Here is a 12,707-nt window from a genome sequence, read left to right on the forward strand (position 1 = left end):
GTCCCAGTCCCGAGGAGTCGGACAGAAGGAGTTCCTGCGTGTCTCGCATCGTCCAGAAGTTCGGTGGATCATCGGTCGCCGATGCGGACAGCATCAAGCGGGTCGCGAAGCGGATCGTCGCGACGCGGCAGGCCGGGCACGACGTGGTGGTGGTCATCTCGGCCATGGGCGACACCACCGACGAGCTGATGGATCTCGCCCTGCGGGTCTCGCCACGACCGGCACCGCGCGAGCTCGACATGCTGCTGACCGCCGGGGAACGGATGAGCGCCGCGCTGCTGGCGATGGCGATCGCCGACCTGGGGATGACCGCGCGATCGTTCACCGGTTCGCAGGCCGGCGTGATCACCACCGCGCAGCACGGCAACGCGCGGATCATCGACATCACACCCGGCCGGATCGTCTCCGCGCTGGAGGCCGGCGACGTCGTGATCGTCGCGGGCTTCCAGGGAGTCAGCCAGGACACCAGGGACGTCACCACCATCGGCCGCGGCGGCTCCGACACCACGGCGGTCGCGCTCGCCGCGTCGCTCGGCGCTGATCATTGCGAGATCTACAGCGACGTCGACGGCGTCTTCACGGCCGACCCGCGGATCGTGCCGAACGCGCGGCACCTGACCGAGATCAGCTACGAGGAGATGCTGGAACTGGCGGCCTGCGGCTCCAAGATCCTGCACCTGCGCTGCGTCGAGTACGCCCGCCGGGAGCGGATCCCGGTGCACGTCCGCTCGGCGTTCACCACCAGCGACGGCACCTGGGTCACCGACCTCCCCGACGACGACGCTCCCGGGCGGCCGGTGATCACGGGCGTGGCGCACGACGTCGGCGAGGCCAAGATCACCATCGTCGGCGTACCGGACCGGATCGGCGAGGCGGCCCGGATCTTCCAGGAGATCTCCTCGATCGACGTCGGCATCGACATGATCGTGCAGAACGTCTCGGCCGTCGCCACCGAACGCACCGACATCTCCTTCACCCTGCCCAAGGTCGACAGCCGCGCCGCGATCGAGGCCCTGACCGGGATCCAGCAGGAGGTCGACTTCGCCGATCTGCTGTACGACGACCAGATCGGCAAGGTCTCCGTCGTCGGCTCCGCCATGCGGTCCCACCCGGGCGTCTCGGCGACCTTCTTCGCCGCCCTCGCCGCCGCCGACGTCAACCTCGAGATGATCTCCACCTCCGGCATCCGGATCTCGGTGGTGATCGACGACCAGGATGTCCCCCGAGCCGTCCGAGCCGCCCACACCGCTTTCGGCCTCGACGCCGACCAGGAGGCCACCGTCTACGCCGGCACCGGCCGCTGAAACAGCCCCGCCGACCGGGCACAAAAGCAGCCGTTCTGGCGGCGTGTCGCCGCCGAGGTGCCCGGTCACTGAGAGCGGTGGACGGCGTCCTCGATCATTGGTTCACCGGATCCGGGTGTAGACGATGCGCTCGTCGACTGCCGGTCCGTCCGGGCCGTGCCAGCTGCCGGCGTATTCCGAGTTGTCGTCGGTGAACCGAGCCTCGAAGTAGGTGTCGCCCAGGCTGACCCGGAGCCGCCGACCGTCGAGCGACCAGGTGTAGGTCGCTTCGTTGCCCTGGGTGTCCAGGTAGCGAGCGCGCAGGGTGTCGGTCTGCTGATCATGGGAGATGTGCTGCAGGTTCGTCAGCTCGGCGCCGTTGACGACGACGGTGACCTTGCCGACCAGCAGCAACCCGTCCCGCCGAGAGCCGTACTCGGCCTCGCCCTCGATGCCGGGCCCGGTGACCCGCCAGCGGCCGCAGAGCCGCTCGGCCAGTTCGATGAGCTTCGGGTCGGCCTCCGGCGAACCGTGCCTGGCGGGGGTGTTCGTCTCGGTCATGATGCCTCTCCGGTTGGTGATGGTTGGCGGTTCTCACCCTTGCTACGAACGGGATGGGCCGAGACCGACAGCCGCCGACCGGGCACTACCGCAGCGACACACCGCCAGATCGTCTGCGTTTGTGCCCGGTCGGCGGGATTTTGGGGAGGGTTCCGGTGGGTGGGAAGGGGCGGGGATTGGCGGGCGGGGTCGCTTAGCGTCGTGACATGGGTGATTACCGGGTTCTCAGTGACGAGCAGGTGGAACACTTTCTTGATCATGGGTACGTCGTGATCAACGAATGCTTCAGCGAGGAGGCGGCGGCGGAGCTGACCGGGTCGGTCTGGACCCGGCTGGGCTACGACCCCGACGACAAGACGACCTGGGCGCAGCCGTCGATCCACATGCCGAGCCATCACCGGTTCGACGTGGCGGACTTCGCGCCGAAGGCCTGGGACGCGGTCTGCGATCTGGTGGGCGAGGACCGGATCGCGAAGCCGTACCAGTGGAGTGACGCGTTCATCGTCAACCTCGGCGAGGGCGCGGACCGGCCGTGGCAGGACGCGTCGGCCGAGGTCGGTGGCTGGCACAAGGACGGCGACTTCTTCCGGCACTTCCTCGACTCGCCCGAGCAGGGGCTGCTGACGCTGGTGCTCTGGTCCGACGTACGGCACCAGGGTGGCGCCACGTTCGTCGCCGCCGACTCGGTCGGGCCGGTGGCGCGTTATCTCGCCGACCATCCGGAGGGGGTGCTGCCGACCGAGTTCCCGATCAAGGACCTGGTCGGCCAGTGCACGGAGTTCGTCGAGGCCACCGGCAAGGTGGGCGACGTCTTCCTGCTGCATCCGTACGTGCTGCACGCGAAGGCGCAGAACGTACTCCGGCTGCCGCGCTACATCACCAACCCGCCGGTGCACCTGACCCAGCCGATGCGGTTCGATCGCGAGGATCCGGCCGACTTCTCGCTGCTCGAGCGGGCCGTGCTGCGTGGACTGGGCGTCGACTCGTACGCGTTCGAGGCGACCGCGCCGCGCGAGCAGGTCGTGCCGGAACGGGTCCGGCGACAGGAGCGGATGAAGGCCGAGGAGGCCCGCCGGCTGGCGGCGAGCTGAGGTCCCCGGACCAAGATCATCGTGGCCCTTCGACAGGTTCAGGACCCTGAGGTTGGTCCTCGAGCTCAGGCCCTGTTGATCTTCAGGCTCAGGGGGCGAGGTTGATCTCACTGCGGTGGCCGAAGGTGCCGCGCAGGGCCGCGAGCGCGGCGCGGTAGCCGCCCATGCCGTGCACCCCGGGACCCGGCGCGGTGGCGGACGAGCACAGGTAGTAGTCGGTCCGGCCGATCCGCCACGGGTTGGCCGTCAGCATCGGCCGGGCCAGCGTCTGGGCCGTGGTCAGGGCGCCTGCGTAGATGTCGCCGCCGAGATAGTTCGGGTTCTCCCGTTCCACGTCGGCGGCGGTCCGGGCTGTCGAGGCGATGATCGTTTCGGCGAAGCCGGGCGCCTGCCGCTCGATCTCGGCGGTCACGATCGGGGTCGGGTCGACGGTGCAACCGTTCGGCAGGTGCGCGTAGGCCCAGAGCACGTGCCGGCCGGCCGGCGCCCGACCATGATCGAATCGGGTCGGCTCGCTGGCCAGCACCATCGGGTGCTCGGGAATCCTGCCCCGGTGTACGGCGAGCTCGGCGGCGGCCAGTTCCGCGGCCGTACCGGAGAGGTGCACGGTCGAGGCGCGGCCCAGTTCGGGATCCCGCCACGGGACCGGTTCGGAGAGCAGGAAGTCGACCTTGCCGACCGCCGGCCCGGCCCGGAACCGTGCCGCCCGTCGCCGGTACGACCCCGGCAGCAGCGGCCCGGCGATGGTGATCAGATCCCAGACCGAGGTGTCGAAGATCATCGCGTCGACCGGCGGCAACTCGCTGACGGTACGGACCCGTTGCCCGGTGATCACCTTCCCGCCGTGCGCCTCAAGATCACGGACGAGCGCCTCGGTGATCAGGTACGAGCCGCCCACCGGGATCGGCCAGCCGACGGTGTGCGCATAGGTGGCCAGGGTCAGTCCGGTCAGGGTGGTGCTCAGCGCCGACAGCGGCTGGCTGGCATGCCCGGCCACCCCGGAGAAGAGGTCGGCCGCGTCGCCGCCGAGCAGCCGGGCCGCCTGGACCGGCTGCCACTGGCTGGCCGCCCTCAGCCCGAAGGTGATCGCGGTGCCGGGCCGGCGCGGCGCCAGCAGCGGATGGTCGGAGGTGAGCTCGGTGATCGCGGCGAACCGGTCGGTCAGCGGCCCGAACACCCGGCGCCAGCCGGCTCCGGCCCGGCCGAGCCGGGCCACCGTCGCCTCCAGGTCCGAGTACGCCAGCACGGCCGGACGACCGGTCCGCGGCTGCCCGTACGCGATCTCCGGGGTGACGAACTCGACCCGGTCGGCCAGCCCGAACCGGCGGAAGAACGGCGACGCCAGGGCGCCGGGATGGACCGCCGAGCAGACGTCGTGCCAGCTGCCCGGCTCGATCAGCTCCGCGGTACGGGTGCCGCCGCCGGGCCGGTCGGCGGCCTCGTACACGGTGACGTCCAGGCCGGCCCGGGCCAAGGTGACGGCCGCGGCCAGGCCGTTCGGCCCGGCCCCGATGATCGCTACCGAACTCAGCGGGATCAACCGCCCCCGGGCTGCGTCTGGTGTTCCAGCCTCGACGTGAGACCCGCGTCGGCGAGCTCCCGCGGTTGATCGATCAGCACGCCGACGGTCTCCTGTTGCTGTGCCGGCCGACTTGCTTCTGATCTTCGCCAGGAACGCTTGACGAAGGCCGCCATCCGGCGCCAGGTGACGTCGCGGATGAAGATCGAGTCGATCGCGATCATGGCCAGCGAGAACCACGGCAGGCCCATCAGGACGGCGATCCCGATGTGGAAGCTGAGGATGCCGATCAGTCCGATCACCCGGCTGATCCGGTTCAGCAGCATCATCGGGAAGCACATCTGGATGACGATCGAACTCCACGAGATCACCGTCACCGACGGCGCCCAGGTGGTCAGCAGGTCGCTCAGCTCCGGCCACGGGCCGAACCGCTCCACGTGCAGCGGGTTGTAGATCGCGTAGCCCTGCTGCCACGGCGCGCCGCCGGCCTTGTAGAGCGCGCCGGACGCGTACACCATGCAGACGTGCAGGGTCATCGACACCAGCACCAGGTTGTGGCTGATGTTGGTCAGCCACTCCGGCAGCAGGCGCTCGCCCTGCCAGACCCGGACCACGAAGTTCCTGGTCGGGTCCACCGTGACCCGGGACCGCCGCCGCGAGTCCAGGGACCACCGGCTCGCGGAGTCGGCGAAGATCAACGACAGCAGCGCGATCCGGAACATGTTGTCGCCCTGGTCGCTGGCCGCATCGTTCAGCTCGATGAAGCTGACCCAGCCGATGAAGAAGATCGGCAGCGTCAGGCGGGTCCGCCAGCCGAGCAGCACCGCGACGGCCAGCAGCAGCAAGATCACGTAGCCGACGGTGAACGCGGCGTCGTTGAGCTGGATCCGGTGGAACAGGCTGAACAACCAGGCCTGCGGCAACAGGCTGGACGGCTCCGCGGTCTCGCCGGACCAGGCGACGCCGCTGCCGAACGTGTAGCGGAAGGTGCTGAGGTTGGTCAGCAACAGGCCGATGCCGGTGGCGCCGAGCAGCATCCGGGTGACGGCGATCCCGTACCGGGCGCGCTTGGCGTCGGTGAGCCAGTGCTCGACGAAGCCGCCGCCGCGGTTCGCCAGCCGGCGCAGCACCCGCAGCACGCCGATGATCAAGTTCTCGACGAACCGGACGCACCGGCCGAGTGTCCCTGCCAGATTCATTGCCCGGACTCCCTCAGGCCCTTGCGGAACGTTTCGGTGAAGGCGCTCCTGGACTGGCCGGGCTCCTCGATCGGACCGCGCCAGCCGGTCTTGACGATCTTGGGTTTCGGCCGTTTCGCGTCCGGGTCGTTACGCCGCTCGAACGGGATCACGTTCTGCCGGCTGACCTCGTACTGGACCCGGACCACCTCGCCCGGCCAGACCGCATAGGCGACCTGGGTGGCGTACGCGGTCGTCTTGCGCTCCACGTCGAGATACGCGTCCAGGTCCGGATCCTTGCCCTGCTTGATCAGATCGCCACGCAGCCGGTCGGACCAGTCGGCGCCCTTGTAGTAGCTGAGTGCGGCGATCCGGTGGTGGCCGTTACCCAGGTCGTCGTAGCTGCCCTTGTAGCGCGACGCCAGCTCGGTGGCCAGGATCGCGGCGCGGGGCGGAAAGAGATGGTGGGTGGACATCGCCAGTTCGGCTTTGGTGGCGTCGATCCACGCGCTGGTCTTCTCCTCGCCGTCCTGGACGACGACGGCGCGGACCCGCAGCCGGTAGTCGCCGTTGATCGGCTCGGGGGCGAAGACGCTCCAGCTCTGTCCGAAGAGCGGAACCATGTAGCTGCGGAGGAGATCGCCGGGAAGAAGTTGCCGCAGTCCGGAGGCGGGCGCGATCCAGAGGAAAGTCGCGAAGATGTGCCAGGCGGTGAACGCTGCCAGCACGATCAGCGTCACTCGCCGGAGTACGGGACGCTTGGCGGCTGTGGGCCGGTCGGTCATTGTTGTGTTCTACTCCCCGGGCGCTGCCGGCACCAGTAGGAACCGGCGATCATGAGCAAGGATTCGGCCCCTCGCACCACGTGCGAGGGGCCGAATCTGTTGATCATCCGAAGATGATCATGTGGAGGTCATACCTCACAGGGCGGAACCATTGCGACGGATCCGGCCGACCACAACGGTCGACGCACCGGCGAGCACCAGGGCACCCGCACCGGCCAGCAGGCCGAGAGACAGGTTGGAACCGGTGTTCGGCAGCTCTCCATCGCCACCGTTGCCGTCGGCAGCGGCCGCGTAATCGGCGGCAGCGTCGTCGTCGGCAGCAGCGTCATCATCAGCAGCAGCATCGTCATCAGCAGCGGCGTCATCATCAGCAGCGGCGTCAGCGTCAGCAGCAGCGTCATCATCAGCAGCGGCATCGTCGTCAGCAGCGGCGTCAGCGTCAGCAGCAGCGTCATCATCAGCAGCGGCATCGTCGTCAGCAGCAGCGTCAGCGTCAGCAGCAGCGTCATCATCAGCAGCGGCATCGTCATCAGCAGCAGCATCGTCATCAGCAGCGGCGTCAGCGTCAGCAGCGGCATCGTCATCGGCGGTGGAGTCAGCGTCAGCCGTCGCGTCAGCGTCGGCAGTCGAATCGTCCTCACCAGTGGCGTCAGCCTGGCGAACCGTGGCCGAAGCCAGGCTCACCGTGGCGAGCGGCTCGTCGCCCGGCAGCGCGGTGATCTTGATCGCGCGCTGGGTGAAAGAACCCTCCGTGGTCGCGGCGGTCTTGACCTGACCCGCCTCGCCCTCGGCACCGGCACCCTCGTGGGTGAACTCGCCCGGCTCTTCCTGAACATTGACCTTGATCGACAGCAGGTTGTTCGCAATAGCGTCAACCAGCGGCTTCACCAGGTCGCGGATCGCCTCGACGATCGGACGGAAGACCGTGTCCAAGGCGCCCGGATCGGCAACCTTGTCCGTGACCTCCTTGACGGTGGACTGAACCAACGGCAGAACCGTCTCGTTCAGCACCGGCTCCAGCAGCTCGATCAGCGCACCGGCGGTGCCTTCGCCCTCAACCTCGAACTTCAGAGCCGGCTCCTGGGTGCCAACGAGCTGGCCCAGGGTGCCCTTGAGGCTGGCGGAGAAGTCTCCACCGACGAGCGGCAGGTCGGACGTGCCCTCGATCGTGATCTCGATGTCGGCGCTGTTGACCGCGTCAACGAGCGCCTCCGAGATCGCGGCCGGGATCTGGTCCAGCAGGGTGCCGATCGCGCCGTCGAGCGCGGCCTGCACGAGCTGGGCGTCCACGATCTCCGTGTTCGGCTCGAGGCCGTTCAGGGTCCCGTAGAACTTGTCGTCCGGCTGCGAATCCTTGACCAGCTTGGCCAGGTCGATGGTGACCGTGCCGTCAGCCAGGTTGATGCTGGCTGCGCTGTCCGGATCCGTGACCTCTTCCTCCAGGACCGACTGCAGAGCGGCCTTGAGGTCGACGTCGACATTCACCGTCGCCTCGACCTCGGCAACGCCCAGGCCGCTGGCCGCAGCCAGTGCCTGCTCGATGACCGGGGCGAGGGAGTCGGTCAGGCCGTTGACGGTGCCCGAGAGCTCGTCAGCCTGGTCCGACAACTGCTTCGAGATCTCAGCGATCTTCGGGCTCTCCAGCCACAGCTTGCCGTCGGCAACCTGGTAGTCGCTGGAGATCTCGCCGTTCTCGTCGTACGTCGCCGAGGCGGACAGAGCGCCCAGCTCGACACGCAGCTTCGAGATCAGCTCTTCGACGCCGGCCTCGCCGAGGGTGCCGGACAGGTCGACGTATGCGTTCTCGTCGCCGGCCGGAGCCTCCTCGTCGTTCGGCGCAACGGCGATGGAGCCGTCATCGTTGATCGCACCAGCGGAGGCGAACGGAGCGCCGTCCTCACGCGTGGAGGCGTACTGCCCCAGGATCCCAGCGCCCAGCACGTCGCTCGCGCTTCCGAGCTGGATTCCCTTGCCCAGATCGAGGTTGAGGCTCTTCAGTACCGTCGCATCCAGGGGGTTCTGGACGGCACCGGGAGCACTCGGGTTGCCGCTGTACGCGGCCTCGAGCTCGGCGATGTCGTTGAGATTGATGGAGCCGCCACCGCTGAGAACACGTCCTTCAGCTTCTGACGTGTCCGTGGGCAGTGCCACTGCGGGTGCAGCGGTCCAAGCGGTCAAGACCGCCCCGACCGCTACGGCAGCAGCAGCGAGACGCGTTTTACCGCGCCAATTTCGCGACATACTTCTCCCTACCTGTTGACCAGGAGCGCCCAGCATTCGGGAGCCCCAAACGGATCTGCCTCAGGAACGGGAGCAAGTCGCGAGGACATGGCTCCGCCAGTTCCCCCAAGACAGTGATTTCGAAGGCCCACAGTTTTGCCGCCGCCCCCCCAGGCATTTGAACCCACTGGCGAGCCTTCGGGGACGAAGCTATCGGTACGCACACAGGGCAGCAAGGAGGTCTCGCCCCCGTTACCAATTCGTTATCAAAGTTTCTCAGGAATCTGTCCGCGGCCTTATCACAACCATGATCAACGACCCAACTCGGGCGCCCGGACCTTGATCAAGAACTCGCCCCCTCGACGAGGATTTTCGCTACGGGTACGGAGATCCCGGCGATCCTGCGTCGAGGGGGCGAGGTCGGATGATCATTCCTCGATCAAAGCTGAACGTCCTCAAGCATCTCGGTCACCAAAGCGGCGATCGGAGACCGCTCGGAGCGGTGCAGCGTGACGTGGGCGAACAGCGGGTGGCCCTTGAGCTTCTCGACCACCGCGACCACCCCGTCGTGCCTGCCCACGCGCAGGTTGTCCCGCTGCGCGACGTCGTGGGTCAGCACCACCTTGGAGTTCTGCCCGATCCGGCTCAGCACCGTGAGCAGCACGTTGCGCTCCAGCGACTGCGCCTCGTCGACGATCACGAAAGCGTCGTGCAGCGACCGGCCCCGGATGTGGGTCAGCGGCAGCACCTCGAGCAGGTTCCGGGCCAGCACCTCCTCGATCACGTTCCGCGAGGCGAGCGCGCCCAGCGTGTCGAACGTGGCCTGGGCCCAGGGCGCCATCTTCTCCCCCTCGGTCCCGGGCAGGTAGCCGAGGTCCTGGCCGCCGACCGCGTACAGCGGCCGGAACACGACCACCTTGGAGTGCTGGTTGCGCTCCAGCGCGGCCTCCAGCCCGGCGCACAGCGCGAGGGCGGACTTGCCGGTGCCGGCCCGGCCACCGAGCGAGACGATGCCGATCTCCGGATCGAGCAGCAGGTCCAGCGCGACCCGCTGCTCGGCCGACCGGCCCCGGATGCCGAACGCCTCCAGGTCGGGTTTGATCAAGGTCAGCTGCTTCCCCGCAGTGACCCGGCCCAACGCCGTACCCGAGCCGCCCACCAGCACGACGCCGGTGTGACAGGGCAGTTCTCGGACCTCGTCGCAGTCCACCGTGCCCTCGGCGTACAGCCGGTCGACGACCGCGCCGTCGACCTCGACCTCGGCCATCCCGGTCCAGCCGGACTCGACGGCCAGCTCGGCCTCGTACTCCTCGGCGGGCAGGCCGACCGCGGACGCCTTGATCCGCATCGGCAGGTCCTTGGAGATCAGCGTGACCCGATGGCCCTCCGCAGACAGATTGAGTGCGACCGCAAGGATCCGCGAGTCGTTGTCGCCGAGCCGGAAGCCGGCCGGCAGCACCGCGGGATCCGTGTGGTTCAGTTCGACGTGGATCGTGCCGCCATGATCATTGGCCGGCACCGGTCGATCCAGCTGGCCGTGCTTGACCCGTAGGTCGTCCAGGTAGCGCAAGGCGGCGCGAGCGAAATAGCCGAGTTCGGCGTGCTGGCGTTTGGCCTCGAGTTCGGTGATCACCACCACCGGAAGGACGACGTCATGCTCGTCGAACCGGCGCATGGCCTGGGGATCGCTGAGCAGGACCGAGGTATCGATGACAAAGGTGCGACGGGTACCCTCAGACCCGGTTGATGCGGTGGCCAGCTGCTGGTGTGAGTCGTTAACTGACACGATCGCTCTCCTCGGAGGCCGAACACGATCACCGCTCCGGCCCCACTGGCTAGGTGGTTGGCCGGAAGTGATCGACGTCCGGTTCCGATCCCGCGGCTCTCCTGGCCGCGATGAACGACCCGGGTTGTCGGTCTGCCGAACGGCGCATCGCTCGCCTCCCGTACGGGCCACAGGCACATGCCCCGCACTCAGAAATGTACGTCCCCCACACCACGACTCTCTAGAGCCACGCCGTTTCCGGAGCGATCGGTGAGACGTGTTCACCTCGACGTAACACGATCACCATCCGGCAGCGGGAACTAGCGCCCGAACCTTCGCTCGCGCTGCCCGTACGAACGCAGGGCGCGGATGAAGTCCACCTTGCGGAAGTCGGGCCACAGCGCCTCGCAGAAGTAGAACTCGCTGTGCGCCGACTGCCACATCAGGAAGCCGGACAGCCGCTGCTCGCCGGAGGTCCGGATGATCAGGTCCGGATCGGGTTGGCCGCGGGTGTAGAGATGCTCGGCGATGTGCTCGATCTCCAGCGTCTCGGCCAGTTCCTCGATCGGCGTACCGGCCCTGGCGTGCTCGGCCAGCAGCGACCGGACGGCGTCGCGGAGCTCGTGCCGGCCCCCGTACGACACCGCGACGTTGACCAGCAGGCCGGAGACGTCGTCGGTGGTCCGCGCGGACGCCTTCATCCGCTGCGCCGACTCCGCCGGCAGCAGGTCCAGCGCGCCGACCAGGTGCACCCGCCAGCGCCGGGTCGCGGCCATGTCGGCCACCATCTGCTCGATCACGCCGAGCAGCGGCCGCAGTTGGTCGGTGCTGCTGCGGGAGAAGTTGTCGGTGGACAGCACCCAGAGGGTGACCAGCGGGATCCCGATCTCGTCGCACCAGTCGACGAACTGCATCAGCTTGTCGGCACCGGCCCGGTAGCCCGCGACCAGCGACTCGCCGGGCGCGTTGGCCCGGGCCCAGCGCCGATTGCCGTCCGCCAGCACGGCGACATGCTGCGGCAATCGGTTGCGGTCGAGCTCGGCGACCAGCCGGTGCTCGTAGGTCGAGTAGAGCAGCCCCGAGGGGTGCAACCGGTCCACGAACTCGCGCAGCCGGTCGAAACGCACCATATTCGGCAGCGTATCCGCAGTCGCTGTGCCGCGCCTGTGCCGGCCCGCAGACCGGTCGGATTTTGCTTCCTTGCCCTCTCGTTTACGCTGTAACCTACGGAACCGTAACTTTGGTCGGGCAGAATCGCTGCCCGGGGTATTCCCACTCGGGAGGACGACAGCGATGAGCACGACCAGGACCGATCCCGAACTCGAGCCCGACCGGAGCGCCGGCGACCAGGTCGCCAAGGTGATCCGGCAGGTCAAGCCGAAGCTGCGCGGCTGGCTGCACGCCGGCATGACGCCGCTCGCCGCGGCCGCCGGCATCGTGCTGATCTGCCTGGCCCCGACCGCCGCCGGCAAGATCGGCGGCGCCGTGTTCCTGGCGGCCTCGTTGCTGCTGTTCGGCACCAGCGGCCTCTATCACCGGTTCCACTGGGGCCCGACCGGCGACGCCGTGCTGCGCCGGATGGACCACGCCAACATCTACGTCTTCATCGCCGCGACCTACACGCCGCTGGCGCTGATCATGCTGTCCGGCACGTCCCGGGTGGTCCTGTTGAGTGTGATCTGGAGTGCGGCACTGGGCGGACTGCTGTTCCGGTTGTTCTGGCTGTCCGCGCCGCGCTGGCTCTATACCGGCCTGTACATCCTGATGGGCTGGGCCGCCGTCGGCTGGCTCGGCGCGTTCTACGCCGCGGGCGGGGCGGCCGTCGTCGCGCTGGTCGTCGTCGGCGGACTGTTCTACACGCTCGGCGCCGTGGTGTACGGAAGGAAGCGGCCGGACCCGTCGCCGCGCTGGTTCGGCTTCCACGAGATCTTCCACTCGTTCACGATCGCCGGGTTCGTGGTGCACTACATCGCGATCTCGCTGATCACGTACGCGGCGCGCTGAGCCCTTCGTTCTCAGTCCGCGGGCTCGTCCTGCACCGCGAGGACGCCGCGGGCGAAGCGCTGGAACCGTTCGTTGTCGACCAGCGCGATCCCCTGCGCCTTGTCGACCAGGACCAGCAGCGTGTCGCCCGCCTCGAGCCCGAGCAGGTCACGAGCATCCTTCGGGATGACGATCTGACCCTTCTCCCCGATCTTGACGGTGCCCACGATGTAGCGGCCGTCCGGGCCCTCGATCATCTTCCCGGCCATGCGATCTCCCTGAACAAAGTGGCTCCCCTTCTCGTACAGTAGGACTAGTATAA

Annotated in this window: 11 protein-coding genes; 3 read left to right on the forward strand and 8 right to left on the reverse strand. The window is 68.1% G+C overall.

What is annotated here, in order from left to right:
* The first annotated feature begins 38 nt into the window (after positions 1-38).
* The gene (locus ACFQU4_RS18830) at positions 39-1,304 is read left to right on the forward strand and encodes an aspartate kinase (RefSeq protein ID WP_377494665.1); all 1,266 of its coding nucleotides are present in this window, start codon (positions 39-41) and stop codon (positions 1,302-1,304) included.
* A gap of 102 nt (positions 1,305-1,406) precedes the next feature.
* Here ACFQU4_RS18830 and ACFQU4_RS18835 read toward each other — a convergent pair whose 3' ends face one another.
* Complete coding sequence (locus ACFQU4_RS18835; RefSeq protein ID WP_377494667.1) at positions 1,407-1,844, reverse strand: hypothetical protein; 438 nt, start codon at positions 1,842-1,844, stop codon at positions 1,407-1,409.
* A 206-nt stretch (positions 1,845-2,050) separates the two neighbouring features.
* Here ACFQU4_RS18835 and ACFQU4_RS18840 point away from each other — a divergent pair, with 206 nt between their 5' ends.
* Positions 2,051-2,935: a hypothetical protein gene (locus ACFQU4_RS18840; protein ID WP_377494668.1), complete on the forward strand. Its 885-nt coding sequence runs from the start codon at positions 2,051-2,053 to the stop codon at positions 2,933-2,935.
* An 88-nt stretch (positions 2,936-3,023) separates the two neighbouring features.
* On the opposite strand, the gene ACFQU4_RS18845 is transcribed toward ACFQU4_RS18840, so the two are convergent.
* The 6 genes from ACFQU4_RS18845 to ACFQU4_RS18870 all read right to left on the reverse strand — a co-directional run bounded on the left by ACFQU4_RS18845 (position 3,024) and on the right by ACFQU4_RS18870 (position 11,532).
* Positions 3,024-4,475: a phytoene desaturase family protein gene (locus ACFQU4_RS18845; RefSeq protein ID WP_377494670.1), complete on the reverse strand. Its 1,452-nt coding sequence runs from the start codon at positions 4,473-4,475 to the stop codon at positions 3,024-3,026.
* The gene (locus ACFQU4_RS18850; RefSeq protein ID WP_377494672.1) at positions 4,472-5,653 is read right to left on the reverse strand and encodes an HTTM domain-containing protein; all 1,182 of its coding nucleotides are present in this window, start codon (positions 5,651-5,653) and stop codon (positions 4,472-4,474) included. Before ACFQU4_RS18850 ends, ACFQU4_RS18845 begins: the two co-directional genes overlap by 4 nt.
* Positions 5,650-6,417: a DUF5819 family protein gene (locus tag ACFQU4_RS18855; RefSeq protein ID WP_377494674.1), complete on the reverse strand. Its 768-nt coding sequence runs from the start codon at positions 6,415-6,417 to the stop codon at positions 5,650-5,652. Before ACFQU4_RS18855 ends, ACFQU4_RS18850 begins: the two co-directional genes overlap by 4 nt.
* 135 nt (positions 6,418-6,552) lie before the next feature.
* Positions 6,553-8,568 carry a choice-of-anchor G family protein gene (locus ACFQU4_RS18860; protein ID WP_377494676.1) on the reverse strand — a complete coding sequence of 672 codons (2,016 nt, stop codon included), beginning with the start codon at positions 8,566-8,568 and terminating at the stop codon, positions 6,553-6,555.
* 508 nt (positions 8,569-9,076) lie between these two features.
* Positions 9,077-10,396, reverse strand: coding sequence for a PhoH family protein (locus tag ACFQU4_RS18865; protein WP_377495162.1), 1,320 nt, complete (start codon positions 10,394-10,396; stop codon positions 9,077-9,079).
* Between the two features lie 326 nt (positions 10,397-10,722).
* Positions 10,723-11,532, reverse strand: coding sequence for an isoprenyl transferase (locus ACFQU4_RS18870; RefSeq protein WP_377494679.1), 810 nt, complete (start codon positions 11,530-11,532; stop codon positions 10,723-10,725).
* Positions 11,533-11,695: 163 nt separating this feature from the next.
* On the opposite strand from ACFQU4_RS18870, the gene ACFQU4_RS18875 reads away from it, so the two are divergent.
* The gene (locus tag ACFQU4_RS18875) at positions 11,696-12,406 is read left to right on the forward strand and encodes a hemolysin III family protein (protein WP_377494681.1); all 711 of its coding nucleotides are present in this window, start codon (positions 11,696-11,698) and stop codon (positions 12,404-12,406) included.
* An 11-nt stretch (positions 12,407-12,417) separates the two neighbouring features.
* Here the strand turns inward: ACFQU4_RS18875 and ACFQU4_RS18880 are convergent, their stop codons facing one another.
* Positions 12,418-12,654, reverse strand: coding sequence for an AbrB/MazE/SpoVT family DNA-binding domain-containing protein (locus ACFQU4_RS18880; RefSeq protein WP_377494683.1), 237 nt, complete (start codon positions 12,652-12,654; stop codon positions 12,418-12,420).
* Between the last annotated feature and the right edge of the window lie 53 nt (positions 12,655-12,707).

It is taken from the genome of Microlunatus sp. GCM10028923, from assembly GCF_042666975.1.
In the GTDB taxonomy this organism is placed as follows: Bacteria; Actinomycetota; Actinomycetes; order Propionibacteriales; family Propionibacteriaceae; genus Microlunatus.

Bases quoted from the DNA above. Each gene is read 5' to 3' on its own strand.
- ACFQU4_RS18835 (WP_377494667.1), bottom strand. From the start codon at position 1,844: ATGACCGAGACGAACACCCCCGCCAGGCACGGTTCGCCGGAGGCCGAC.
- ACFQU4_RS18840 (WP_377494668.1), top strand. From the start codon at position 2,051: ATGGGTGATTACCGGGTTCTCAGTGACGAGCAGGTGGAACACTTTCTT.
- ACFQU4_RS18850 (WP_377494672.1), bottom strand. From the start codon at position 5,653: ATGAATCTGGCAGGGACACTCGGCCGGTGCGTCCGGTTCGTCGAGAAC.
- ACFQU4_RS18855 (WP_377494674.1), bottom strand. From the start codon at position 6,417: ATGACCGACCGGCCCACAGCCGCCAAGCGTCCCGTACTCCGGCGAGTG.
- ACFQU4_RS18870 (WP_377494679.1), bottom strand. From the start codon at position 11,532: ATGGTGCGTTTCGACCGGCTGCGCGAGTTCGTGGACCGGTTGCACCCC.
- ACFQU4_RS18875 (WP_377494681.1), top strand. From the start codon at position 11,696: ATGAGCACGACCAGGACCGATCCCGAACTCGAGCCCGACCGGAGCGCC.
- ACFQU4_RS18880 (WP_377494683.1), bottom strand. From the start codon at position 12,654: ATGGCCGGGAAGATGATCGAGGGCCCGGACGGCCGCTACATCGTGGGC.